We start from the raw sequence: 26590 nt of genomic DNA, 5'->3' as shown, positions 1-26590 counted from the left end.
TATGATTTCTAATTTAAGAGAAGCTGTTAATTATATATATGACAGACGTGGTGGAACAAGGATAAAATATGGATTAGAACGAATAAATAAATTATGTGAATTATTGGGAAATCCTCAAAAGGATTTTCCCGTTATTCACATAACAGGAACTAATGGAAAAGGAAGCACTTCTCGTGCCATACATGATATATTAAAAGCCCATGGATTAAAAGTTGGATTATTTACTTCTCCACATTTAACACATATATCTGAAAGAATAAAAATAAATGGAATCCCTATAAAAGATAATGAATTTGTTGAAACTTTGAATGATATGATTATTCCAATTGAAAAAATGGACACTGTAAAAGAAGAATTATCTCCATCATTTTTTGAAATAATTACAGCTTTAGCTTTAAAATATTTCTCAAAAAATAATATTGATATCGCAGTGTTAGAAGTTGGATTAGGTGGAAGATTAGATGCAACAAATGTTGCACTTTCAGATGTATCTGTTATTACTACAGTTCAATATGATCATGTTAATTTATTAGGAAATTCTTTAGAAGATATAGCTTTTGAAAAAGCAGGAATAATAAAAAAAGATAATAATGTGGTTTTAGGGAAAATAAATGAATCTTCTAAAAAAATTATCTTTGAAAGAGCTCAGGAGGTAGGAATTAATAATATTTATGAATTTGGTAAAGATTTCAATTTTCATAATCCTGCTTTTTCATTAAATTGGAACTCAATAAATTATTCTAGTGTTTATAATAAAGTTGAAAATATTGTTTACAAGGCTAATGGAGCATATCAACCATATAATATTTCTACAGCCATTATGGCTGTAGAAAGTTATTTTGAAAAGAAAAATCAAAAACTTGATATTGAAAAAACTAAAAAAGCTTTAAAAAATTTCATATGGGAAGGACGTTTTGAACAAATTGAATATCAAAATAAGAATGTTATTTTGGAGGGAGCTCATAACATTTCTGGAGCTTTGGCTTTGAAAAATTCAATTAAAACATATATTAAAAATTTTAAAAAGGCTGCACTAATTGGTATTTTAGATGACAAAGATATTGAAGGAATGGTTAAAATTATGGCTAATGAATTTGATTACTTAATTGTTACTCAAGTACCTAACAAACGCTCCTCTAATCCAGAAAATGTATATAACTTATTTAAAAATTATACTAATAATGTTGTTTTTATTCAAAATCCTATTGAAGCTTTTAATAGATTATTATCTGTTCCATATGATTATTACTTTGTAACAGGTTCTTTATATTTAGTAGGAAAAATACGCGGTTATATACTTAATCTGGAGGAAATTTGATGATACGAAAAATAAAAGGATTAATAAACAAATTAAATACTACTGAAATGATAATTCAGGTGGGTAATTTCTTCTTTGAAAGTTTACCCACTTATCGAATTTTAAAAAATTGCAAAGAAAAAGAAGAATATATATTTGATTCTTTTTTAGACGTAAATGAAAGAAATATTTCATTATATATATTTTATGATGATCTTGAAAGATCTATGTTTATTAATCTAAAAAAAGTTTCAAAATTAGGTGCAAAAAGTGCTATAAAAATCCTACAAAGTACTGACGCTGAGAATATAGCTGCTATGATTTCATCTAATGATATAAATGGCTTATCTAAATTACCTGGAGTTGGTAAAAAAACTGCTGAAAGAATTGCTAATGAATTAAAAAATAGATTTGATTCATTTATTTCTTCTGGAAATAGTAACAAACTAAATGATGCTTTAGACGCTCTTGAAGCTCTTGGATTTGAAAGAAATAAAATTTTTAACATATTAAAAAATATGGACATAGATAATTTATCATTAGAGAATATTATTACACAAGCTTTGAAGAAATTGTGATAATATCTTAATTTTAATTAATGAAAATAATGTTAAAATATATATGAAAAAGAATATCGGGGGTGCACTATGAGAGTTTTGATTTTAGCTGCAGGCTTGGGTAAAAGAATGAAATCAAAATATCCAAAAGTAATGCATAAAATAATGGGTAAGGAATTAATTAATTGGGTTATTAACACTGCAAATAAGCTTAATCCTTCTAAAATTGGTGTCGTTCTAGGATATAAAAGTGAATTAGTTAAAGAAATTCTTCCAGAAAATGTAGAAATTTTTTATCAAGATAAACAATTAGGTACTGGCCATGCTGTTATGGCTGCAAAAGATTTTATAAATAATGAAAATATTTTAATATTATATGGAGATGCTCCTTTAATTACTGACAAAACATTAAAAAATTTGATAAATAAACACATATCATCTAATGCTGATGCAACAATATTAACAGCTATATTAGATGATCCCACAGGTTATGGAAGGATTATAAAAGATGAAAATAATAAATTAATCGATATTGTTGAAGAAGCTGATTGCTCTATAGAACAAAAAAAGATAAAAGAAATAAATTCTGGTTTTGTTATATATAAAGGTGACAAATTATTAAAAGGATTATCAAAAATAAAACCTAACAACAATCAAGGTGAATATTACTTAACTGATGTTCCAAAACATTTAAATAATATAGAAACTTATATCTTAAACGATTTTTCCGAAATATTGGGAATAAATAATAGAATTCAATTAGCTGAAGCTGAAAAAATAATGAAAAATAGAACTTTAAAACAATTGATGTTAGATGGTGTTACAATAATTGATCCTGATACTACTTATATTTCTCCTGAAGCAAAAATAGGGCAAGACACAATAATACACCCAATGACATTTATTTTTGGAGATACTATAATAGGTGAAGATTGTGAGATTGGACCTATGACAAGATTAATTAATTGTAAAATTGGAAACAATGTTAAAATACTACGTTCAGAATGCGAAGACGCTGTTATAGAAAACAATGTTTCCGTTGGGCCATATTCAAGATTAAGAACTGGAACTATTTTAAAAGATAATGTTAAAATTGGGAATTTTGTAGAAACTAAAAAAACCATTGTCAACAAAAATACAAAGGCTCAGCATTTAACTTATATAGGAGATGCAACAATAGGAGAAAATGTCAATATAGGTGCAGGAACAATAACATGTAATTATGATGGAAAGAACAAACATAAAACAGTTATTGGAGATAGAGTTTTTGTAGGAAGCAACTCAGCTTTAGTTGCTCCTTTAACTATAGAAAATGATGTTTTAATTGGTGCAGGTTCAACAATTACAGAAAATATCCCAAAAGGTGCTTTAGCTTTAGGTAGAGCTAAACAAATAAACAAAGAAAATTGGGTATTTAAAAAGAGGGAGAAAGGAGAGTAAAAAAATGCCTTTTTCAATGGCCCACGAAATTAAAATTTTTTCAGGTAGTTCGAATCAATCATTATCAGAAAAGATTGTTCAATATTTAGGAGTTAGATTAAGTGAAATTGAATTAAAAAGATTTGCTGATGGAGAAGTTAATTTAAGAATAGGTGAAACAGTTAGAGGAATTGATACCTTTGTTATACAATCTACATCATATCCTGTAAATGACAACTTAATGGAATTATTAATTATGATAGACGCTTTAAAAAGAGCATCTGCAAAAACTATTGCTGTAGTTATACCCTACTTTGGATATGCTAGACAAGATAGAAAAGCTAGAGGAAGAGATCCTATTTCAGCTAAATTGGTTGCAAATCTATTAACTGTTGCTGGCGCAACAAGAATTGTTACAATCGATTTACATGCAGAACAAATACAAGGTTTCTTCGATATTCCTGTTGATAATTTAATGGGATTCCCTGTTTTTGTTAACTATTTTAAAAATGAATGCGATGATTTTAATGATAAAGATTCTGTTGTTGTTTCTCCAGATGTTGGTGGGGTTAAACGAGCTAGAAAATTAGCAGAAAAATTAAATTTACCTTTAGCAATTCTTGATAAAAGAAGACCAAAAGATAATGTTGCTGAAATAGTAAATATAATTGGTGATGTCGAAGAAAAAACTGCAATTATTTTTGACGATATAATTGATACTGGTGGTTCACTCGTTGGAGCTGCCGAAATGCTAAAGAAGAAGGGCGCTAAAAAAGTTATTGCTTGCGCAACTCATGGCGTTCTTTCCAAAAATGCAAAAGAAAAGTTACAAAATTCAGTAATTGAAAAAATATATGTTACAGATACAATATATCATAATGATTTGCCAGATAAATTTCATGTATTATCTGTTGCATCATTATTAGGAGAAACAGTTGCAAGAATTAAAAATAACTTGTCTGTGAGCATACTATTCAAATAAAAATAATTTATTTATATAGGAGGGATTCAAATGGCAAAAGTATATCAACTAAACGCTATTGAAAGAAAAGAAGGCGAGAAAGCAAATCATGTAAAGAAAGAAGGTTTTATCCCAGCTGTAGTTTACGGACCTGGTTTAGAAGGAAATATTCATTTAAAAGTTCCTGTTGTTGATGTTTTGTTAATGATCGAAAAGATTGAAGAAACAACACCTATTCAATTAAATATTGAAAATTCTACCGGCGAAACATCAAAAGTTACCGCTTTCTTAAAAACTATTCAAAGACATAAAGTATCTGATAAACCTATACATGCAGATTTTTATGTACCTGCAGAAGGTCATAAAATGCACCTTAACATTCCTATAGAATATACAGGTGAAGCTAAAGGTTTATCAAGAGGCGGTATGTTAGACATCGTTCATCATGAATTACCTGTTGAGATATTACCAAAAGATATTGTAGAAAAATTTGTTGTTGATATTACAAACTTAGATGTAAATGAACATTTAACAGTAAAAGATTTAAATATCCCAGAATCTATTGATGTTTTATTAGATCCTGAAGAAATTGTAGTTTCTATCCATAGAGCAGGTTCTGTAATTGAAGAAACAACAGAAGAAGCCGAAGAAGAGGGAGAAGAAGCTTAATCTATGAAAATAATAATTGGATTAGGAAATCCTGGCCCACGTTATGTTTTTACAAAACATAACGTGGGGTTTTTGGTTATTGACAGATATTATGAATTAAATAAAAATAACTTTAAAAAAATAGAAAAAAGAACATTTGAAGGATATTATAACAATGAAATTTTGTTAATAAAACCCCTAACTTATATGAATTTAAGTGGTAAGATTTTTTTTGAATTGAAAAATTATAATTTTAATCCTGAAGATATTATAGTTATATATGATGACGTAGCTTTGGAGCTTGGAAAAATAAGAATAAGACCAAATGGTTCTGCAGGTGGGCACAATGGTTTAAAATCTATAATATCTATTTTGCAAAGTACAGATTTTCCAAGAATCAGAGTTGGTATTGGTCCTAAACCGGAACATATGGATCTCGCTGATTATGTCTTAAGTGAATTTTCAAATGAAGAATATTATAAAATTAATAAAGTAATAGATAAAATTACTCCTGCTATTGACTTAATTATAAAAGGAAAAATAACAGAAGCTATGAATAAATTCAATAATAAATATTTAGCTGGAGATGAAGACAATGAAATGTGATTTATGCAAAAAAAATAATGCTGAAATTATTCAAATCTTTGATTATGATGGCATTGAAAAGCAAGTGGGATATTGCTATAACTGTATGAAAAATATTGAAAAATTCCATATTTCACCTATCAATAAGAAAATTTTAAAAGTATATAATACAAAAGTATTTTTTAAAAATAATTTTTCTTTTAAAAAAGAAAATATTGAATTAAAAAATATTAAAGGTAGAATCTTAATAGAGCTTCCAATTTCTATTAAAAGAATGCTTTTTATCGATGATGACAATTCCGCGTTACGAGATACTCAAGCTATTATAAAAAGAGGTTTAGATTATTGGCAAAATGAATATAAAAAAGCTTTAGAAGAATTTGATAAAGAAAAAATAAAAGCTATAGAGAAAATAATAAATGAAATTAAAAAACTATTATAAAAATATATTTAAATTCGGTCTTTTTGACCGAATTTTTTCAAATATGTTCTTATACTATTTCTTTAGCAAAAAATGATTTACTCTAAATTTTAGAAAAATGTTTTTGTCAACATATAAATATTTATGATATAATAAAATTAAAATAATGCAAAGGGGTGGGTTTAGATGCAAATTCTGAATTTAAGTGGAATTATATTTGGTTTATTTGGTATTATTTTTACAGTATTTCTTACTTTTAAAGTATTGGAAAATTCTCCAGGTAATGAGAAAATGCAAAAAATATCTGGAGCCATACAAACAGGAGCAAAAGCTTTTTTAATTTCAGAGTATAAAATATTGTATATTATTGTTCTTATTATTTTTATTTTATTAGGTTTTTCTAATAGTTGGGAAATGGCGTTATCATTTTTTCTTGGATCTACATTATCTGTAGCTGCAGGTTTTTTTGGTATGAGTATTGCCACAAAAACTAATACAAGAACTGCTCAGGGTGCAATTGATTCTATAAGCAAGGGATTGAAAATAGCTTTTAATGGCGGTGCTGTAATGGGTATGACTGTAGCCTCTCTTGGACTATTTGGGTTAGGTTTAATATATTATTTAACCAATGGAGACACTATAGCAATGAGTGGTTATGCCATGGGAGCTTCTTTAGTTGCATTGTTTGCAAGAGTTGGGGGAGGAATTTTCACCAAAGCCGCAGATGTTGGAGCGGATTTGGTTGGTAAAACTGAAGCAGGCATCCCTGAAGATGACCCACGTAATCCTGCTGTTATAGCTGATAATGTCGGTGATAATGTCGGTGATGTTGCTGGAATGGGAGCAGATTTATATGAATCTTTTGTAGGATCTATTTTTTCTGCTTCCGCTTTAGGAATATTAGTCTTTAATGAAAAAGGAGGAATATTTCCATTTTTAGTTGCTTCAATAGGAATATTATCTGCAATAATAGGAATTTTAATTTTTAACTATAGTTTAAAAAATAAAGAAGATATTGATCCTTCAAAAGCTCTGCATTTTGGAACATACATAGCAAATGGATTAACACTTATAGGCGTTTTAATCTTATCCTTATCATTTTTAAAAACTATAAATCCATTTTTCGTGATATTTTTAGGTATGCTTACTGGAATGATCATTGGGAATGTTACAGAATATTACACTGCAAAGCAACCAATTAAATCACTTGCAAAAAGCGCTGTTAGTGGTTCAGCTCCTCTATTAATTAGCGGAATGGCTATTGGTATGGAATCTACAGCAATTCCAGTTTTATTAATATCTTTTGCTACTATTATTTCTTACAATCTTATGGGATTATTTGGGATAGCTTTAGCTGGTGTTGGTATGCTTTCTACATTAGGAATAACTTTAGCTATAGATGCCTATGGACCTATAGCGGATAATGCTGGTGGAATAGCTCAAATGGCGGAATTAGATCCATCTGTTAGAGAAAGAACTGACCAATTAGATGCCGTTGGAAACACAACTGCAGCTATTGGTAAAGGATTTGCTATTGGTTCAGCTGCTTTAACAGCTCTTGCATTATTTGCTTCATATACCAAAGTTACCAATTTAGATATCATAGATCTATCTAAATCCCAAGTTTTTATTGGTGCATTAATTGGAGGAATGTTACCATTTTTATTTTCTTCAATGGCTATGAAAGCTGTTGGAGATGCTGCTGAAATCATGGTCCAAGAAGTAAGAAGACAATTTAAAGAAATAGTTGGTTTAATGGAAGGAAAAGCTGATCCTGATTATTCTTCTTGTGTCTCCATTGCTACAAAGGGAGCTTTAAGAAAAATGGTTTTACCATCACTATTAGCTGTTTTTATGCCAATTATAATGTTCTTTTTATTAGGAAAAGAAGCTGTTGCTGGCATGTTAGTTGGAACGACTGTTTCTGGAGTTATGTTAGCAATATTTATGGCTAATGCTGGAGGTGCTTGGGACAATGCAAAAAAATACATTGAAGAAGGGCATTTTGGCGGAAAAGGCACATATGCACACAAAGCTGCTGTTGTAGGAGATACAGTAGGTGATCCATTTAAAGATACCGCCGGACCAGCAATTAATATATTAATAAAACTTATGTCTATAGTATCCATAGTTATAATTCCTATTTTAATAAAAATTTTTGAATAAAGGGGGATCAAAATGAAAAGAATTGCAATTATGAATATTGGTGGAGATTGTCCAGGTCTTAATAGTGCTATTAGAGCTATTGTTAGAAAGGCTGCTATCGAAGATATTGAAGTAATGGGTGTATATGATGGTTTTAAAGGTTTTATTGAAGATAGAGTATTTATTATGACAAAAGAACATGTTTCTGGAATTTTAGAGCGAGGAGGTACAATTCTAGGTTCATCTAAATTTGATCCAACAAAAAATCCAGATAATTTGCTCAAATTAAAAGAAAATTTTGAAAAATATCAAATTACAGCTTTTGTAATTATGAGTGGTCATACTGGAACGGAAATTGCCCTTAAATTATCTGATGAAGGAATGCCTTCAATAGTTATACCTGCAACAATTGATAATGATTTACCATGGACTGATTTTAGTATAGGTTTCTTTACTGCATTGGAAACTGTTACAAAAACATTAGATGCTTTACATTCTACAGCAAGTGCGGGACATAGAGTTATTGTTGTTGAAGTTGGGGGAGATGAAGCAGGCTGGTTAGCTACTCTTGGAGGATTAACAGGTGGTGCTGATTATATTCTAATTCCAGAAATTAAATTTAATCCTGATAAATTAATTGAAAATATTAAAAAGAGATATGATGAAGGTAAAAAATTCTCAATAGTAGTAGTACAAGAAAAATGTAAATTATCTGAACGATTAAAATTATTTCAAGAAAATTCACCAGATAGCACTCCCTCCGATATAATATCAAAATATATAAAAGAAAATATTGAAGGAGTTGAATGTAGAAATGTAAATTTAGGTTACATGCAAAGAGGTGGAACTCCAGTATCATTTGATAGATTAATTGCGACAATGTTTTCAACAAAAGCCATTGAATATATAAAAAAAGGTAAAGTTAATATAGCATTAGCATTAAAAGGTTTTGAAATTTCTGATGTCCCATTTTCACCAAAATTATTAGAAAACAAAGAAATTGATTCTAGAATTTATGAAATGGCAAAAATATTTTTCTAATACTTTCAACATTAAAAAGCCCGGTCGGGCTTTTTTTTTATATTAAAATCACGTATATATTTAGTTTGCAAAGTTAATAATCATTTTCTAATGTTAATAAATAATATGAATTTTTTTTCATACTTGACATATATATTAAAATATAGTAAAATATAACCAAGTTTTTACAATATTTAAATTTGAATAGGGAGGGATTCTATGAAGAAATTATTTTTGGCAATGGTTTTAGTTTTTTCATTAGTTTTATTCGCTAATATTAAAGTTGGTGTTGTATTACCAATGACAGGTGGTATAGCAGCCTTTGGTGAAATGAGTTGGCAAGGTATAGAATTAGCCCATGAAATGTATCCTGAAGTTTTAGGTGAAAAGATTGATTTGGTATTAGTAGATAATAGATCCGAGAAAACAGAAGCCGCTAATGCTGTAAGTAGGGTTATCGACAAAGAGAAAGTTGTAGCTATAATTGGAGAAGTTGCTAGTGCCCATTCATTAGCTGGTGGAGCTGTTGCAGAAAGAAAACATATTCCTATGTTAACTTCTTCTTCAACAAATCCATTGGTAACAAATAGAAAAAAATATGTTTCTCGTGTATGTTTTATTGACCCTTATCAAGGAGCTGCTGCTGCTATATTTGCATTTAAAAATCTAAATGCCAAAAAAGCTGCTGTATTTATTGATGTTGAACAAGATTATAGCGTTGGTTTAGCAAATTTCTTTAAAAAGAAATTTCAAGAATTAGGCGGAAATTATTTCATCGAATTCTTTAAAACTGGCGACCAAGAATTTAGTGCTCAATTAACAGACGCAATAAACAAAAACCCTGATGTATTATATATAACAGGTTACTATCCAGAAATTTCATTATTCGCAAGACAAGCAAGAATGTTAGGATTTAATGGACCTATTTTAGCTGGTGATGGAGCAGAAGCTCCAGAATTAATTAAAATCGGAGGAGAAGCTGTAGAAGGTTTATATTATACAACTCACTTCCATCCAAAAGGTGCAGCTACAGAAATGACAAAAGTTTTTGTTGAGAAATTCAAAGAAAAATATGGTGCAGAACCAGGTGCAATGCATGCTTTAGGTTTTGATGCATACTTAGTAATGAGAAAAGCTATCGAAATGGCTGGAAAAGCAGATCCAGAAGCTATAGCAAAAGCTATAAGACAAGTAAAAAACTTTGAAGGTGCTACTGGTTTAATTACAATAAACAAAAACGGGGATGCAGAAAAATCTGTTGTTATTGATATGGTTAAAAATGGTGAATTTACATATGTAACAACTATAAATCCTGCAGCTGAATAATTAAAATCTATAGATCCCCGGAAAACTCCGGGGATTTTTTAAAAAAATGGAGGTGTCGGCATTGAGTGGTTCTATTTTTCTACAAAATCTCTTTAATGGGATTATGTTTGGTGGATTATATGCACTTTTAGCTGTTGGTTATACTATGGTTTATGGTATATTAAGACTCATTAATTTTGCTCATGGCGATATTATGATGATGGGTGTTTATTTTGCACTATATGCTTCTTTAGCTGGTGCACCATTATTATTGTCAGTTGTTATTGGTGTGTTAGGAGCTTCTATTTTAGGATTTTTAATAGATAGAATTGCATATAAACCTTTAAGGAATGCTCCAAGAATTTCTGCTTTAATAACTGCTATTGGGATGAGTTTCTTTTTAGAAAGTTTTGCTGTTGTTGTTTTCGGGGCAGTTCCTAAATCATTTACTGCAGTTTTCAATGAAAACAACAGATGGATGTTAGATAAAACATGGAATATTGGAGGTGCAAGAATACCAGTATTAACCTTTATTGTATTTTTAATTACTGCATTACTATTTTTACTTTTGTTCTGGATAGTCTACAGAACAAAAATTGGAATGGCTATGAGAGCTATTTCTTCTGATATTCCCACAACTTCTTTAATGGGAATAAACGTAGATATGGTTATAGGATTTACATTTGCTTTAGGATCTGCTATGGCCGCAGCAGGTGGAATTATGTGGGCAATGAGATATCCTAATGTACAACCATATATGGGTTTTATGCCCGGTTTAAAAGCATTTATTGCTGCTGTTTTAGGTGGGATTGGTTCTATACCTGGTGCTGTAGTAGGTGGATTTATGCTAGGATTACTAGAAATATTCTTAGTAGCCTTAATGCCTGGTGCTGCAGGATATAGAGATGCTTTTGCCTTTATTATTCTTATAGTTATTCTATTGATAAAACCAGATGGACTATTAGGTAAAAAGTCCGTAGTAAAGGTGTGATAGCATGAAGAAATTAAATTATACTCTAACTATAATATTTATTATTCTATTTACTCTATTCTTATATTATGCTCAAGGTCATTTTAGTGATTACACCTTAAGGATTTTTATGCTTATTCCTATATACGCTATAATGGCTGTTAGTTTAAATTTAATTAATGGTATAACTGGTATTTTTTCTTTAGGTCATGCAGGATTTGTATTATTAGGCGCTTATACTTCTGCTTTATTAACACTTGAACCGTTTCAAAAAGAAATTTCATACATTATAGTTCCAATTCAACCGTGGTTACTTAATTTACACGCAAATTTCTTAGTGGCAACGTTAGCTGGTGGAGTAATTGCTGCAATTTTCGCATTTTTAATTGGATGGCCTACTTTAAAATTATCTGGTGATTATTTAGCTATAGCGAGTTTAGGATTTGCTGAAATCGCCAGGGTATTAGCTAATAATGTTATAAGCATTACAAATGGGCCATTGGGTTTAAAAGGATTGCCCAATTATACCAATCTTTATTGGGCTTGGGGTTGGCTTTTAATAACTTTAATTGCTATTATTAGTTTAATAAAAAGTTCATATGGTCGTGCGCTAATAGCTATCAGAGAAGATTCAATTGCTGCAGAATCCATGGGAATTAATGTTTTCAAACATGAGTTAATGGCATTTGTATTTGGTGCATTTTTTGCTGGTATTTCAGGTGCTCTTTATGCACATTGGCTAACTACAATAGATCCAAGAATTACTACTTTTGGTCCATTATTAACCTTTTATGTATTAATTATGGTTGTTCTTGGTGGATTAGGAAGTATTACAGGTTCTATAATTGGTGCTGGTGTTTTTGCCTTAATGTTTGAATATTTAAGATCTTTGGAAGAACCTTTCGATATATTTGGAATTCATGTACCTGGTATTCCAGGAATGAGAATGCTTGTTATATCAGCTATTTTCATTTTCATCATGATATTCTGGCAAAAAGGAATTATGGGAAGAGCTGAATTTTCTTGGGAGAAATTTCTAAAATTATTTGGTATAAATGTCAAAAAACAATCTTTAGTCGACATATACATGAAAAAAGAAGGTGAAGCTGAATGAAAAAAATATTAGAAATGGACCATATTACAATGCAATTTGGAGGTTTAATAGCCGTAAATGATTTTCATAATCAATTATATGAAGGAGAATTACTTGGATTAATCGGACCTAATGGAGCCGGAAAAACTACAGCTTTTAATGTTATAACTGGAATTTATATTCCAACAAAAGGTAAAGTAATATTTGATGGAATAGACATCACACCGTTTAAACCTCATGAAATCACACATCTTGGAATATCAAGAACATTCCAGAATATAAGATTATTCCAAGATATGACTGTTTTAGAAAATGTTATAGTTGCTCAACATCATATGTTATCTAATTCTGATGTTGATAAAATATTGAAAAAGCACGGGAAAAAGCCTAAAGGTAGTTCTTTCTTATGGTATTTAAAAGCATTAACTAAAATTGGATATCTAAAAAAAGAAAAGGAAATGATTAAAGAAGGTCTTCTTCTTTTAGAAAAAGTAGGGTTACTTCATTTAGCTGAGGAAAAGGCATCATCTTTACCCTATGGATTACAAAGAAAATTAGAAATTGCTAGAGCTCTAGCTACGCATCCTAAAGTTTTATTATTAGACGAACCCGCCGCTGGGATGAATCCTCAGGAATCAGAAGAGTTAATGAATTTCATTCGTCAAATTAGGAATGATTTTAATCTTTCAATACTATTAATAGAACATGATATGAAAGTTGTTATGGGGGTATGTGAAAGAATATTAGTTTTAGATTATGGAGCAATAATAGCTGAGGGAAAACCTGAAGACATACAAAAAAATCCAAGAGTCATTGAAGCTTACCTCGGAGAGGAGTGGAAAGATGTCAAAGCAGAATGATATTGTTCTCGAAATAAAAAATTTAAATATATATTATGGGGCTATTCATGCAGTAAAAGGAATTAGCATTCAGGTTCCTAAAGGGAAAATAGTAACATTAATTGGAGCAAATGGTGCTGGAAAAACCTCTACTCTTTCTGCAATTGCTGGTATGGTTAAACCTAAATCAGGAGAAATAATATATAAAAATAATAATATCTCTGGAAAAGCTCCACATGAAATTAATAGAATGGGAATTGCTTTAGTTCCAGAAGGACGTAGAATTTTTCCAAATCTTACAGTATATGAAAATTTAATGATGGGTGCATTCAACAGAACAGATAAAGAAGAAATAGAAAGAGATTTAAACTGGGTGTATAATTTATTTCCTAGATTAAAAGAAAGATTAAAACAATTAGGAGGAACACTATCTGGTGGCGAACAACAGATGCTTGCTATAAGCAGGGCATTAATGAGTAAACCTGATTTAATAATGTTAGATGAACCTTCTTTAGGATTAGCACCTGTTTTAGTTTCTGAAGTCTTTGACATAATAAAAATAATAAATGAAAACGGAGGAACAATATTATTGATAGAACAAAATGCGGCTCAAGCATTAAAAATATCTCATTATGGTTATGTTTTAGAAACAGGAAAAGTTATTTTAGAAAATGACTCTGATTTATTATTAAAAGATGAAAATGTACAAAAAGCCTACCTAGGTATGGCTTAATGCCGTCGTCTCCATAGTAAAGGGCAACAGCTCCTTTTTAGGAGCTGTTGCTATTTTTTTTCTAAAATTCCTCTTTTTTCCAATAAAATTAATAATGGTAATCCTAGTAAATAACATGCAATTAATTCCCCTATTCCAATCCAAAATACTGTTGGCCAATATGGAACGTTTGCTAAAGGTGCAACATATGCTGAAACCCCAAAAGCATTAACTACTACTGGTGGTAAAGGTGCTAAATATTTATTTGGCATTTTATAAGTTAAATACGCTGCTAATAGTGTTAATGCACTACCTAAAAATATATCAATAGCACCAAATCCTCCAAAAATATTTGCTAACATTGCACCTATATACAAAGCTGGAATAAAAATAGGGTTAAAAAACGGCAATACAGTCAAAGCTTCAGAAATTCTAACCTGCATAGGTCCATAACTAATAGGTTGCAATACTACAGTCAATGCAACATATAATGCTGCTACCACTCCTGCTAATACTAAGTTTTTAGTTTTCACTAAAAATACACCTCCTTGTTTTTTTAAGGCGGGTGCCGCGACCGCCAAAATACATTATAATATTTTATTATTATAAAAGAAAAAAAGACATGTTAAAATATAGATGTTATAATGAAGAAGATTATTCCTATTCCTAAAGAAATAAATGCTCCCTTATCATTTTTCTTTATTTTCGTTATGTCTTTCATATAACCTTTTCTTACTTCTTTTACTGAGGAATTAAACATATATATACCATTTAATGTGAATATTACACCTAAAAAAAAGAAGATATTTCCCCACATAATTATCCTCCTACCTTGGAATTTTTACATTAAAGTATTATAATTATACTATGAGTATTAAAAGGAGGTATTAACATTGAATAAAGAATTAACACCACCACATAACACTGAAGCTGAAGAAGCATTATTAGGAAGTATATTCCTAGATCCACAGATATTGCCTGATATCTTAGAAGAAATACGTTCAAATGATTTCTATAACCAACAATATCAATTAATTTTTAGAATAATAGAAGATCTTTTTGATAAAGGATTACCTGTAGATGTTATTACAGTAATGGAAAATTTAAGAAATGCAAATTTATTAGAAAAAGCTGGTGGTGAAGATAAATTAATATACCTAGCAGAAGTTGTTCCTACCCCTGCAAACGCATTATATTATGCAAAAATTATTAAAGATAAATCTCTATTAAGAAGTTTAGTAAGTGCTAGTACAGAAATTGTTGAAGCAACAAGAACCATTGGTGAAGCTGAAGAAATTTTAGATTTTGCCGAAAAAAAAATTTTTGAAATAGCAGAATCTCGTGCAACAAGAACTTATGATTCAGTTCCAAACATTGTTCATGATGTATTTGAAAAATTGGATGAATTAAAAAAACGAGCTTCTATTGAACCAAACGCTCTTGTTACAGGTCTACCTACTGGGTTTATATCCTTAGATAGATTAACTTCTGGATTCCATAAATCTGATTTAATTATTATAGCAGCAAGACCTTCAATGGGCAAAACGGCATTTGCACTTAATGTTGCAAGCAACTTAGCAATTAAATATAAAACTCCTATTGCAATGTTTAACCTAGAAATGTCAAAAGAACAACTAGTTCAAAGAGTACTTTGTGCTGAGGCGCAGGTTGATTTACAAAAAGTAAGGACAGGCATGCTTAGTAATGATGACTGGAATAAATTAGTTAATGCTGCTCACAAATTATCCCAATCAAAAATCGTAGTTGATGATGAACCTGGATTAGATCCCAGGACATTAAGAGCAAAAGCCAGAAGAATGAAAAGGGAATATGGAATTGAGGCTATTTTTATTGATTATTTACAGTTAATGTCTTCTAAAGGTAGAGCCTCTGAAAGCAGGCAACAGGAAATTTCAGAAATTTCACGTTCTTTAAAACTTCTTGCAAGAGAATTAAATGTAGTTATCGTAGCTCTTTCTCAATTATCAAGAGCAGTTGAACAAAGAGAAGATAAGCGACCAAGATTAAGTGATTTAAGAGAATCTGGAGCTATAGAACAAGATGCTGATATGGTTATGTTTTTATATAGAGATGCTTATTATAAAAGAAAAAAAGAAAGTGATAATAAAGACAAAAATAATGAAAACTTAATTTTAAACCATCCGCATGAATCAGAATTAATCATTGGGAAACAAAGAAATGGACCTGTCGGTACAATAAAATTAATGTTTGATCCAAAAGTAACTTTATTTTACGAAAGAGATTCTATACACAAAGAAAAATATTAGGAGGAAAAAAATGAACAAAGAAAAAATTTTAGAGTTATTAACCAAAAGACCACTATTACAGAAAGAACTATATGAAAAACTAAAAGCAAAAACAAAGGAAGATAAAAAGAAAATAAGGAATTTACTAAAAGAACTTCAAGAGGATGGAATTTTATATAAAAATTCCAAAAATCGGTTTTGCACTTTAGGAAAAAATATGAAAATCGGTACAATAGAATTTACAAGAAGAGGTAGTATGGCATTTGTTAATACCAAAAATGGAGAGGAAATAGCTATTACTTTAGAAAATGCTAAAGATGCAATGCATAAAGACACGGTATTAATAGAAATAATAGGAACATGGCGAGATATTCCAAAAGGGAAAGTGTTAAGAGTACTTAAAAGAGGTATCAATAAAGTTGTTGGAATATTCGAACAAAAAAAACTATTTGGATTTGTTTTACCTATTGATCAAAAAATAAATACAGATTTTTACGTTTCTCCAGAAAATTTCAATAAGGCTAAACCTGGTCAAATTGTTGAAGCTGAAATAATAAAATATACACGAAAAAATCCTGAAGTAAAAATAACTAAAATCATAGGAAATGTTAATGATCCAAAAGTAGATTTACCTATAGTTATAATTAAACATGATTTACCAGAACCAGGAGTTTTTCCAGAAAATGTTATGAAAGAAACTTTGTCTATTCCACAAACTGTCCACCCTAAAGAGTTGAAAAAAAGAAAAGATTTTAGAGATGAAATCATAGTAACAATAGATGGAGATAATGCAAAAGACTTTGATGATGCTGTTCAAGTAAAAAAATTAGAAAATGGAAATTACCTTTTAGGTGTTCATATTGCCGACGTTTCTCATTATGTAAAAGAAAAATCTAATCTTGATAAAGAAGCTTTTAAACGCGGAACAAGTGTTTATTTAATAGATACTGTGATTCCAATGTTACCTCATGAACTTTCTGATTGGATATGTTCTTTAGTTGAAGGTGAAGATAGATTAACTATGTCTTTAATTATGGAAATAGATAAAAATGGTGATGTAGTAAACTTTGATGTATATAATGGAGTTATAAATAGCAAAAAAAGACTAACATATAATAAAGTAAACAAACTATTAAACAATGAAGCTGATGAAGAACTAGAAAAAGAAATAGGATGGCTCAGACCAAATTTAGAACTCATGAAAGAACTTATGGAAATAATAAGAGAAAACAGAAGGAGACGTGGAGCTATTCTTGATATTGAAGGAGGAGAAGTAAAATTCATTTTTGATGAAAAAGGTAATGTTGAAGATATAATCCCTGTTGAAAGAGGTATTTCAGAAGTTATTATAGAGGAATTTATGATAAAAGCAAATGAAACTGTTGCCTCTATATTTGATTCACAAGGATTACCTTTTATATATAGAATTCATGAAGAACCTGATCCAGATATGCTATTACAACTAAAAAATTATTTAGAAATAATGGGATTAAGATATAAATTCCCCAAAAACATTCACCCTAAATTATTACAGGATATGCTAGAACATTTAAAAGAGCATCCTTTAAAAAAGAGTATCCAAAAATTACTTGTAAGATCTTTAAAAAGAGCTGTTTATTCAGACCTAAATGTCGGACATTTTGGATTAGCTTCTCAAAATTACACGCATTTTACATCACCAATTAGAAGATATCCAGATTTGATAGTTCATAGGCTATTAAAAAAATATCTTAAAAACAAAGGAACACTTAAGAAAAACGAAATAGAAAAATATACAGAACTTTTACCAGAAATTGCTTCACATAGTTCTAAAAGAGAAAGAGTTGCAAATGAAGCTGAATGGGATTTATCAGATATGAAAAAGGTTGAATACATTATGAATCATATCGGAAAACCTTTTGATGTTTATATAACAAATATAACAAAATTTGGTATGTTCGTAGAAATTCCAGAAAAACTAATTCATGGATTAATACATGTATCTACAATGGATGATTATTATATATATAATGAAAAGCAAAATGTTTTAATAGGAGAAAAAAACAAAAAAATATATAGACTTGGTGACAAACTAAAAGCTAAAGTAATAAACGCAAATAAATTAACTGCAGAAATAGATTTTGAAATAATAGAAAATGAAGATAAAGATATTGAAAAAGAATTAAAAAGAAATTATCCAAATGCAAAAATAAAAATAAAGAAAACTAAGAAAAAAACTAAAAAATAAAAAGAGCCGCACGGCATACGTTACCGATGCGGCGGCCCCTATACCCCCCTAGGTATTTTTTCTTCATTACATATTATACCATAAAAATACAAAAAAGTAACACTTTCTTGGTTATATTAAAAATAATGTAACAAAAAAAGCTCTGAATCAGAGCTTTATTTTTTGTTTAAACATTCTTTGCAATATCCTTTTATATACAATTGTTCATCTATAATCCTATTTTCATTTAATATTTTTGAATCAATTTTTATTTCCTCAATATCAAAATCAAATATTTTATTACATTCAAGACATTTAAAATGGCCGTGTTTATGTGTATTAATATCAAATCTTGCTTCATTTTCATCGATTGTAATCACAGAAACCAAGCCTTTAGATTGAAATAATTTTAAAGTATTATATACAGTTGTTTTAGATAAAGTAGGAATCATTTTTACTAATGCCTTATAAATTGTGTCTACATTAGGATGGATCTGATTATCCATAAGATATTTATAAATCTGAATTCTTTGTAAAGACGGTGAAATCCCTTTTTCTCTAAGTAATTCACTAATGTATTCTATTTTCTCTTCATTACTCATATTATTCCTCCTTTCAAATTTAAAACGAATTTAATTCTATATTAATTTTATACCATTTTTTCTAAAAAATCAAGTAACTTTACAATACTTTAATTATTGTGATATAATTGTATAAAATTAAAGGAGGGATATTATGAAAAAAGTTATTGTTAATATTTTACTACTTGTTTTTGTTTTTTCTATTACTTTTGGGGAAACATTTATAAAACTTTATAATGAATTCAAGGTTATTAATAGCTATCACAAAATTGAAGAGATAAAAATTCTTTTAAACAAGTTAGAAACATATACAGATGATGCTTCTATTCTTGCTTTATATTGTAATGCATTAACTGAATATGCTAATTGGGGAATTGAAAATAATGAAAAAGAAGAAACTTATGAAAAAGCGGTTGAAGTAGGAAAAAAAGCCGTTACAATAGATGAAAAAAACGGATATGCTCATTATGCATTAGGTGCCGCTATTGGAAGGCTAGCACAATATAAAGGAATTGTTTCTAGTTTATTTATGTTAGGAGATTTTGATGAACATATAAAAAAAGCTATACAACTTGAACCAAATTTATATACTGCTTACATTGCAATGGGTATGAGATATAGAGATGTTCCTTGGCCTATAAATAATTATAAAAAATCAGAGGAATACTTATTAAAAGCAGCCGAGATTGAACCTGGATATGTAAATGCATACTATGAACTTGGAGTATTATATAAAATTTGGAAAAAATATGATAAAGCAAAAGAAATGTTTGAAAAAGTGATATCCATGCCTCTTCATCCTGATTGGATTGAACAAGGCAAAGAAGCAAAAGAAGATGCAAAAAAAGAACTTGAAAAATTAAAATAGGAAGGGTTTATACCTTCCTATTTTAAAAATTATTTCCAAATTTCAGGTTCGATTTCTAAATATTCATTATATTTTTCTTTAACAATATCTCTGACATGATCTATTATTTTCATCACATCATTAAATGTTGCATTCCCTTTATTTATAATAAATCCTGCATGTTTATCAGATATCTCAGCTCCACCTATTGAAAATCCCTTTAATCCTAATTTTTCAATTGTTGTTCCCACATAAAAATCTGGCTTAGGTCTTTTAAAAATACTACCCGCACTTGGATATTCTAATGGTTGTTTTTCCCATCTTTTTATAGATAATTCCTTCATTTTTTCTTTTATTAACTCTTTTTCTTTATTAAATAATTTTAGTTTTGCACTTAAAGATATGTATCGCCTTTCTTGGAAAATACTTCTTCTATATCCAAAGTTCAATTTTTCTTTACTTAAAAAAACTACTTTTTTTTCTTTTAAATCAAAAGCCTCGACTTCTTCTGTAACATCACTAATTTGTCCTCCATAAGCACCTGCATTCATAAATAAGGCTCCTCCTAAAGTTCCAGGAATCCCAACAGAAAATTCCATACCAGATAAATTATTTTCCATCGCAAGATATGATAATCTTGAAATTGGAACTCCCACTTCAGCATAAAGAATATTATCTAAAAATTTATACTCTGTTAAATACTCTGTACTAATTACAATAAAATCTAAATTTTTATCATGAACTATTAGATTTGCGCCTCCGCCAATTATTTTAAAATCTATTTTTCTTTCAATTATAAAATTTAGTGTTTTTAAAAAAATTTTTTTTGTCTTAGGAATAACAAAAAGCGGAACCTTCCCGCCAATTTTAAATGAAGTATGAAGCCTTAAAGGTTCATTCTTTAAGACATCACAACCTAATAAATATAATTCTTTAGCTATGTCACTCACTTTAACATCCACTCCAACATTTCAGAAATTTCTTCACCTGCAGGATGTTTTTTCACTTCCTCAAATAAATCTCTATTTTTGAAAATTATTTTTTGAATAGAATCTAAAATAAGTGCTTTTTCAGATTTTGAAATATTTTCCATATATTTATTCAATAAATAATTAATCCCTTTCTTAGTTGGGATTTCTGATAAAGCCATTATAGCTAATTCTTGTATATCACCAGTATCATCCAAAAATGTTGATAGTATATCTATATATTTTTCATCTTTTGTTATTCTTAATAATGCCTCTATTATAATAGGAAAGGCTCTCTCGTCTGAATACATATTTAACATTCTTTCAAGATATGGTTGCAACTCCTTACATTCCATTTCTGAAAGAACATCTATTAAATAAAGCATAACAACATCATCAAAATTATTTTTTTCAAATCTTTTTAAAAATTCATCAAATAAATATTTTTTCGCTTCAATACCTAAAACGTCTATAATATCTGTAATTAATGAATATGTATCAGAATCACTATCTTCCATCATATTTAGTAATAAAGGTATTGCTTTAACACCTTTCTCTTCTATCACTCTTTGTATAACATCTTCTCTTTTCATTTTATTCCACCTCTTTAAAAACAATTTCTCCATACATTTCTCTTATTTCTTTTAATCTTTCTTCTTCATTAAGTTCTTTTATGTTAGAATGCACTTTACTATTTTTTTCTGTTTTAAATATTTTAAAATGTTTATCAGCAAAATTGGCTACTTGTGGCATATGTGTAATTACAATTAACTGTTTCAATTCTGAAAATTCTTTAAGTTTTTTACCTATAACATCAGCTATCCTTTGTCCTACTCCAGAATCTATTTCATCAAACAACATAGTTTCAACCATATGAATTTCTCCTAACGTTTTTTCTATAGATAATATAATTCTAGACAACTCACCACCAGATGCTACTTTCTCCAAAGGTAAAAATGGTGCTTGTGGTGTAGTTTTAGCTAAAATTCTAACATTATATGTACCATATTTACTAGGTTCATCTAATTTTTTAAATTCAAATTTAATTTCTGCGTGTTCCATGTTTAATGAAAATAATTCTTCTTTTATTCTTTTTTCTAATTCTTTAATTACTTTTTCACCTTTATTTTTTATTTCCTCTCCTAAATCAAATAATTCTAATTTCTTTTTATCAATTAAAGGCTTTATTTCATTCATTATTTTTTCCAGATCATTCAACTCAATCAATTCATTCTTAAACTTTATTAGATTTTCTAAAACATCTTCAAGAGATGGACCATATTTTCTTTTTAAATTCATTATCTCATTTAACCTATTAGATACCTCTTCTAATCTTTGAGGATCCAAATCAAGTTCGTATAATTTAGATTCTAAACTGCTATATAAATCATTTAACATTTCTTGTATAGATGATGCAATATCCAATTCTTCATTAAATCCATAATCTGAAATATGAGACAAATCTTCAACAACCTCACCTATCAAAATATCAACATTTTCATCATTATCTTTTAAAATAGCCATAGATTTTTCTAATTTTGTCTTTATCTCTTCAACATGACTTAACTTCTTATATTCTATTCTTAATTCTTCATCCTCATTCTCTTGTGGAGCAACTTTTTCTATTTCATCAATTTGAAAATTTAAAATATCTATTTTTCTATATATTTCAGAGGAATCTGACGGTATACTACTCAACTTTTCTTTTAATTCAACATATTCATTGTACATTTTTTCATATTCTACAATTAACTTTTCAAAGTTTTCTTTAAAAATTTTATAAGCTAATTGACTATGGTACTTTGGATTTCTTAATAAAACCTGTGAATCCTGTGTATGAACTTCCATTATATATGATCCAATCTTTTCTAAAAACGAACGTGGAATAATAGTACCATTTACTCTAAAAACAGCTCTTTTTTCATTAAAATTAACATTTAACACGAGTTCATTATTATCCACAATTTCATTTAATTCTCTTCTTATTTCATCATTTATTGTAATATAAGCAGATATTGAACCATCTTTATTTCTTAAATTCTTGGGTATATTTCCATTTAACAATGAAATCAATGCTTTAATAAGCATCGATTTACCAGCACCTGATTCACCTGTAATTACATTTATTCCCTCTGAAAAATCTATATTAACTTCTTCAAATAATCCAAAATTTTTTATAGACAATGAATGAATCATATGACACCTCCATTTTCCTCTTATATATATTTTACCTCATTTTGGTTAAAAATAAAAACTTAAATGATAAGTTTATTATTTGAAGATATGTTAGATTTATGTTATAATATCCTTAACAAGAAAAAAGGAGAAAAAAATGAAACATTATAAATTCAATTTTGAGAAAAAAATAGAATATTTAATATCACCTTCCAGAGAAGTTAAAGCTAAAATAACAAACATACTTACTTTTAAAAATTCTTTCGGAATAGAAAGAAATTGGAAGCATTTAGAAAAACATAATTCAATTAAAAAAATAAAAAGATTAATTATTCCCAATCAAATTATTATGCTTACATCTTTTCTTGCTGATACAAATTCCCTCATAAAAGATTATTTAATTTATATTGATTTTGGAAAATATTTAATAAATGGTAATATAATTGAATTCAAAGATTTAGAATTAGATATTATTATAAAAAGAGATAAATCCTTTGAAATAGCTGATATGGATGAATTAATTGAGGAATTTGAAAAAAATAATATAGAAAAAAAGGATTTTTACAAAATCTTATTAGATAGTATAACTATCATCAATTATTTTGAAAAAAAGGAACCTATTAAATATTTAAAAGAAAATTTTGGCGAAAAAGCGATTGATTGGCTATTGGATTTAGGATAAAAAACAATTTTTATATAATTATATATTGATAACTTTTTTAGGTGAGAAAATGATTAAATATCTTGTAATTGGAAAAGAAGAAGAATTTAAAGACATTACAAATGAAATAGAGAAAAAAACAAAAGGCTATATATCTTTTGGGGACTTTTTAAATCCAAGTCCTGAAGTTTTTTTAGAGAAAATTAAATTTCACGATAGAGTTTTAATAGCAGATCCTGAGTTAGAATATTATGTAAAAGAAGAATTAGAAAACGTTAAAAAGCAAGGCATAACAATTGAAATACTACCAGAATTAGTAGAAAAATATTTACAAAGAATTCCATTAATCGTTTTCAAAAAATTCGAATATTATTATTCTGAGTTTTTTTTAAAAAAAGAAGAAAAACGATTTTTCGATATTTTCCTAGCTTTAACTTCATTAATTATAACCTTCCCCTTATTTATACTAATTTCCTTAATTAATTATTTTATTATAGGAAAACCTGTTATTTTCAAACAAATTAGAATTGGAAAAAATAAAAAGAAATTTCTAATGTATAAGTTTAGAACTATACACAATAACAATATACATTCATTTGGAAAATTTTTAAGAAAAACACGATTAGATGAAATTCCCCAATTCATAAACGTATTAATTGGAAATATGAATTTTATAGGGCCCAGACCAGAAATGATCTCATTTCATGAAATGTGCGAAAATAATATTGAATATTATAATTATAGATTATACGTAAATCCTGGAATAACAGGATGGGCGCAAGTAAAATATAAATATACAACAACTTTAGAAGATTATAAAACTAAAACAGAATATGATTTATATTATGTAAAAAATAAGAATTTTTTACTTGATTTAAAAATATTATTCTTAACCTTTTTAACTATTTTTAAAGATAATGGATCTTTATGATATTTACAAATTACAAAATTTATGGTATAATACTATATGTTTTGGCCCCATAGGATAACGGCTAGTCCATCGGATTCTCAGTCCGAGAGTCGGGGTTCGATTCCCCGTGGGGCTGCCAGAATGAATATATTCTTATAGAAAATGACAGCGAATTTCGCTGTCATTTTATTTTTGTAAAAAAATTATATAGATTTTTAGTTCCAATGCAATTCTTATAGGGAAAATAGCCTATTTTATATCTTCCTCAAAAGTTCTAATAATTAACTCCCATATTTCAGCCGTTTTAGGAAAATAAAAACCTCCCCCACCAAGCAAAACAACAGGAAATCTATTTTTCTTAGAACATCTCGATAATACTATAGATAAGGATTTATAAAATCTTTCACTTAAATCAATTGACGACATTGGATCTAATTTATAACCATCAACTCCCATTTGAATAATCAACATGTCAGGTTTAAACATTCTTATTTCATTTGGAATAGTGGATAAAACTTTTGTTAAAATTTCTTGTTCCGAGGTTCCTGGAAAAATTGGTATATTCAAATTAGTTATAGTATTTTCTCTTTCATAACCACTTATATATGGATATTGTGTTTCTGGGTGTTGATGAATAGAAATAGTATATACGCTATTATCTTCTAAAAATGCACGTTGGGTCCCATCTCCGTGATGGACATCCCAATCTATAATCATAATTTTTTCATATCCTAATTTCTGCGCATATTTCGCTCCTATAACAACATCATTAAAAATACAAAATCCTCTTGCTTTATCTTCAAAAGTATGGTGCCATCCTCCGCATAAATTAACCGCTATTTTTTCATTTTCTGTTATTGATTCTATAGCAGATAAAGTTGCACCTACTGATAGCCTTGCAGGATTATACATATTTCTTATTGGTGTTTCACTACTACCACCAATATTATTTTTCACCTGATTAATATATTCAATTGTGTGAAACAACGCTAATTCATTTTCTTCAGCGTAACGTGGACTAATTAAAGTATATTCTATATTGCTTTTAAATAATTTTTCTATTCCTAATTTACATCTTTTACTTCTTAATGGATGCCCTTCTCCAAAATCATATTCCAAAAGTTTATCGCTCCAAACAATATTAACCACTTTCCCACCTCCGAAATTGCTATATATAATTATTATAGCACCATTTATAATTTTATTGAAATTTTTTATTTTTATAATTGTTTAATTTTATATTATATATGATATAATAATTTGTATACCGAACTATTTTAATAAAAGGTGGGGAGAATATGGAATTTTTATCTGTAGGATTACCAGAAGATATTCAAAGAGAATTATTTTTAGGGGACATAGGAAAAGCTCTACTATTAATTGAAAAAAAGTTATCGTTAAAACTTCCTAATTTATTAAAAGAAAGGCTATTATATGAAAAAGAAAGACTAAATCGCCTAATTCTTAATTACCCTTATTCAACAAACGAAGCAAAAAAAATAGCTGAAAAAACAATAAAAGGATTTTCTCCTTTAGAATTTGAAAAATTACTAAACAGTGGTGACCTGGATTATATTATCGTTAATGGGAAAATGTACTTTGAAAAGCGTTTTGCATTTAATATTGGATTTAAATATGATGAATATAAAAAAAGGATAAAGACTGATGAGAAAGTTCTTAAAAGAAGAGAACTTTTTCATAATAGATTAGATGAAATTATTAATGGCGATAATCAAAAAAACTATAAAGTTAGAGCAAAAATAACCGTTAAACCTGATTATGAAAATATCCAGGGAGAAATAATAAAAGCTTGGTTACCTATACCCTATGAAAATTTTCAAATTAGTGACGTAAAAATATTAAAAACCAGTCATGAAAAATATACTATTTTAAATTCACAACAAAGAACTATATATTTTGAAGATGAAGTTAAAAATAAAAGTTCTTTCTATGTTGAATTTGAGTATAAAATCTCTGAATGGACTAACAACATTGATATTAAT

At 28.4% G+C, this 26590-nt stretch carries 26 protein-coding genes, 1 tRNA gene and 1 pseudogene; 21 read left to right on the top strand and 7 right to left on the bottom strand.

Features of this window, described 5'->3' with window-relative positions:
* Position 1 precedes the first annotated feature (1 nt).
* The 14 genes from ACYQ44_RS00820 to ACYQ44_RS00755 all read left to right on the top strand — a co-directional run bounded on the left by ACYQ44_RS00820 (position 2) and on the right by ACYQ44_RS00755 (position 13993).
* Positions 2–1318 (top strand): bifunctional folylpolyglutamate synthase/dihydrofolate synthase, encoded by a 1317-nt coding sequence (locus ACYQ44_RS00820; RefSeq protein ID WP_459994582.1) that lies wholly within the window; start codon positions 2–4, stop codon positions 1316–1318.
* A complete protein-coding gene (gene ruvA / locus ACYQ44_RS00815) occupies positions 1318–1875 on the top strand; it encodes a Holliday junction branch migration protein RuvA (protein ID WP_459994581.1) in 558 nt (185 codons plus the stop codon). Before ACYQ44_RS00820 ends, ruvA begins: the two co-directional genes overlap by 1 nt.
* A gap of 69 nt (positions 1876–1944) precedes the next feature.
* On the top strand, positions 1945–3294 hold the full coding sequence (gene glmU / locus ACYQ44_RS00810; RefSeq protein WP_459994580.1) for a bifunctional UDP-N-acetylglucosamine diphosphorylase/glucosamine-1-phosphate N-acetyltransferase GlmU: 1350 nt from the start codon (positions 1945–1947) through the stop codon (positions 3292–3294).
* 4 nt (positions 3295–3298) lie between these two features.
* A complete protein-coding gene (locus tag ACYQ44_RS00805) occupies positions 3299–4255 on the top strand; it encodes a ribose-phosphate pyrophosphokinase (RefSeq protein WP_459994579.1) in 957 nt (318 codons plus the stop codon).
* A gap of 30 nt (positions 4256–4285) precedes the next feature.
* Positions 4286–4903, top strand: coding sequence for a 50S ribosomal protein L25 (locus tag ACYQ44_RS00800; RefSeq protein WP_459994578.1), 618 nt, complete (start codon positions 4286–4288; stop codon positions 4901–4903).
* A 3-nt stretch (positions 4904–4906) separates the two neighbouring features.
* A complete protein-coding gene (pth, locus tag ACYQ44_RS00795; protein WP_459994577.1) occupies positions 4907–5488 on the top strand; it encodes an aminoacyl-tRNA hydrolase in 582 nt (193 codons plus the stop codon).
* Entirely contained in the window at positions 5478–5909 is a 432-nt protein-coding gene (locus tag ACYQ44_RS00790) for a hypothetical protein (RefSeq protein WP_459994576.1), read from the top strand. The genes pth and ACYQ44_RS00790 overlap by 11 nt, the downstream gene beginning before the upstream one ends.
* A gap of 165 nt (positions 5910–6074) precedes the next feature.
* The gene (locus tag ACYQ44_RS00785) at positions 6075–8054 is read left to right on the top strand and encodes a sodium-translocating pyrophosphatase (protein WP_459994575.1); all 1980 of its coding nucleotides are present in this window, start codon (positions 6075–6077) and stop codon (positions 8052–8054) included.
* A gap of 12 nt (positions 8055–8066) precedes the next feature.
* Positions 8067–9074: a 6-phosphofructokinase gene (locus tag ACYQ44_RS00780; protein ID WP_459994574.1), complete on the top strand. Its 1008-nt coding sequence runs from the start codon at positions 8067–8069 to the stop codon at positions 9072–9074.
* Positions 9075–9272: 198 nt separating this feature from the next.
* Positions 9273–10379, top strand: coding sequence for an ABC transporter substrate-binding protein (locus ACYQ44_RS00775; protein WP_459994573.1), 1107 nt, complete (start codon positions 9273–9275; stop codon positions 10377–10379).
* A gap of 61 nt (positions 10380–10440) precedes the next feature.
* On the top strand, positions 10441–11349 hold the full coding sequence (locus tag ACYQ44_RS00770; protein ID WP_459994572.1) for a branched-chain amino acid ABC transporter permease: 909 nt from the start codon (positions 10441–10443) through the stop codon (positions 11347–11349).
* Between the two features lie 4 nt (positions 11350–11353).
* Positions 11354–12442, top strand: coding sequence for a branched-chain amino acid ABC transporter permease (locus ACYQ44_RS00765; RefSeq protein WP_459994571.1), 1089 nt, complete (start codon positions 11354–11356; stop codon positions 12440–12442).
* Complete coding sequence (locus tag ACYQ44_RS00760; RefSeq protein WP_459994570.1) at positions 12439–13281, top strand: ABC transporter ATP-binding protein; 843 nt, start codon at positions 12439–12441, stop codon at positions 13279–13281. Before ACYQ44_RS00765 ends, ACYQ44_RS00760 begins: the two co-directional genes overlap by 4 nt.
* Complete coding sequence (locus ACYQ44_RS00755; RefSeq protein WP_459994569.1) at positions 13265–13993, top strand: ABC transporter ATP-binding protein; 729 nt, start codon at positions 13265–13267, stop codon at positions 13991–13993. The genes ACYQ44_RS00760 and ACYQ44_RS00755 overlap by 17 nt, the downstream gene beginning before the upstream one ends.
* A gap of 50 nt (positions 13994–14043) precedes the next feature.
* Here ACYQ44_RS00755 and ACYQ44_RS00750 read toward each other — a convergent pair whose 3' ends face one another.
* Positions 14044–14505 (bottom strand): QueT transporter family protein, encoded by a 462-nt coding sequence (locus tag ACYQ44_RS00750; protein WP_459994568.1) that lies wholly within the window; start codon positions 14503–14505, stop codon positions 14044–14046.
* Between the two features lie 92 nt (positions 14506–14597).
* Entirely contained in the window at positions 14598–14789 is a 192-nt protein-coding gene (locus tag ACYQ44_RS00745) for a hypothetical protein (protein WP_459994567.1), read from the bottom strand.
* A gap of 76 nt (positions 14790–14865) precedes the next feature.
* Between ACYQ44_RS00745 and dnaB the strand changes: the two genes are divergently transcribed.
* Together dnaB and rnr are read left to right on the top strand one after the other, a co-directional pair.
* Positions 14866–16260: a replicative DNA helicase gene (dnaB, locus tag ACYQ44_RS00740; RefSeq protein WP_459994566.1), complete on the top strand. Its 1395-nt coding sequence runs from the start codon at positions 14866–14868 to the stop codon at positions 16258–16260.
* 10 nt (positions 16261–16270) lie between these two features.
* Entirely contained in the window at positions 16271–18466 is a 2196-nt protein-coding gene (gene rnr, locus ACYQ44_RS00735; RefSeq protein ID WP_459994565.1) for a ribonuclease R, read from the top strand.
* A gap of 155 nt (positions 18467–18621) precedes the next feature.
* Here rnr and ACYQ44_RS00730 read toward each other — a convergent pair whose 3' ends face one another.
* Positions 18622–19047, bottom strand: coding sequence for a Fur family transcriptional regulator (locus ACYQ44_RS00730; RefSeq protein ID WP_459994564.1), 426 nt, complete (start codon positions 19045–19047; stop codon positions 18622–18624).
* A 133-nt stretch (positions 19048–19180) separates the two neighbouring features.
* On the opposite strand from ACYQ44_RS00730, the gene ACYQ44_RS00725 reads away from it, so the two are divergent.
* Positions 19181–19894, top strand: coding sequence for a tetratricopeptide repeat protein (locus ACYQ44_RS00725; protein WP_459994563.1), 714 nt, complete (start codon positions 19181–19183; stop codon positions 19892–19894).
* A gap of 29 nt (positions 19895–19923) precedes the next feature.
* Here the strand turns inward: ACYQ44_RS00725 and murB are convergent, their stop codons facing one another.
* Genes murB through ACYQ44_RS00710 form a run of 3 tightly spaced genes read right to left on the bottom strand, consistent with a single transcriptional unit; the run spans position 19924 to position 23037 of the window.
* Positions 19924–20823 (bottom strand): UDP-N-acetylmuramate dehydrogenase, encoded by a 900-nt coding sequence (gene murB, locus ACYQ44_RS00720; RefSeq protein ID WP_459994562.1) that lies wholly within the window; start codon positions 20821–20823, stop codon positions 19924–19926.
* The gene (locus tag ACYQ44_RS00715; RefSeq protein WP_459994561.1) at positions 20820–21434 is read right to left on the bottom strand and encodes a HEAT repeat domain-containing protein; all 615 of its coding nucleotides are present in this window, start codon (positions 21432–21434) and stop codon (positions 20820–20822) included. Before ACYQ44_RS00715 ends, murB begins: the two co-directional genes overlap by 4 nt.
* A gap of 1 nt (position 21435) precedes the next feature.
* A complete protein-coding gene (locus ACYQ44_RS00710) occupies positions 21436–23037 on the bottom strand; it encodes a DNA repair protein RecN (RefSeq protein ID WP_459994560.1) in 1602 nt (533 codons plus the stop codon).
* Positions 23038–23173: 136 nt separating this feature from the next.
* Here ACYQ44_RS00710 and ACYQ44_RS00705 point away from each other — a divergent pair, with 136 nt between their 5' ends.
* From ACYQ44_RS00705 to ACYQ44_RS00695, 3 genes are all read left to right on the top strand, one after another.
* Complete coding sequence (locus ACYQ44_RS00705; protein ID WP_459994559.1) at positions 23174–23698, top strand: DUF402 domain-containing protein; 525 nt, start codon at positions 23174–23176, stop codon at positions 23696–23698.
* Between the two features lie 49 nt (positions 23699–23747).
* The gene (locus ACYQ44_RS00700) at positions 23748–24608 is read left to right on the top strand and encodes a sugar transferase (RefSeq protein ID WP_459994558.1); all 861 of its coding nucleotides are present in this window, start codon (positions 23748–23750) and stop codon (positions 24606–24608) included.
* Between the two features lie 43 nt (positions 24609–24651).
* A tRNA-Glu gene (locus ACYQ44_RS00695) sits at positions 24652–24726 on the top strand.
* 110 nt (positions 24727–24836) lie between these two features.
* On the opposite strand, the gene ACYQ44_RS00690 is transcribed toward ACYQ44_RS00695, so the two are convergent.
* A complete protein-coding gene (locus ACYQ44_RS00690; protein ID WP_459994557.1) occupies positions 24837–25736 on the bottom strand; it encodes a histone deacetylase family protein in 900 nt (299 codons plus the stop codon).
* Positions 25737–25885: 149 nt separating this feature from the next.
* Here ACYQ44_RS00690 and ACYQ44_RS00685 point away from each other — a divergent pair.
* A pseudogene (locus ACYQ44_RS00685) lies at positions 25886–26590 on the top strand (transglutaminase domain-containing protein); the annotation flags it as partial.

It is taken from the genome of Marinitoga arctica, from assembly GCF_054657315.1.
This window is presented reverse-complemented; position numbering and strand designations above follow the sequence as displayed.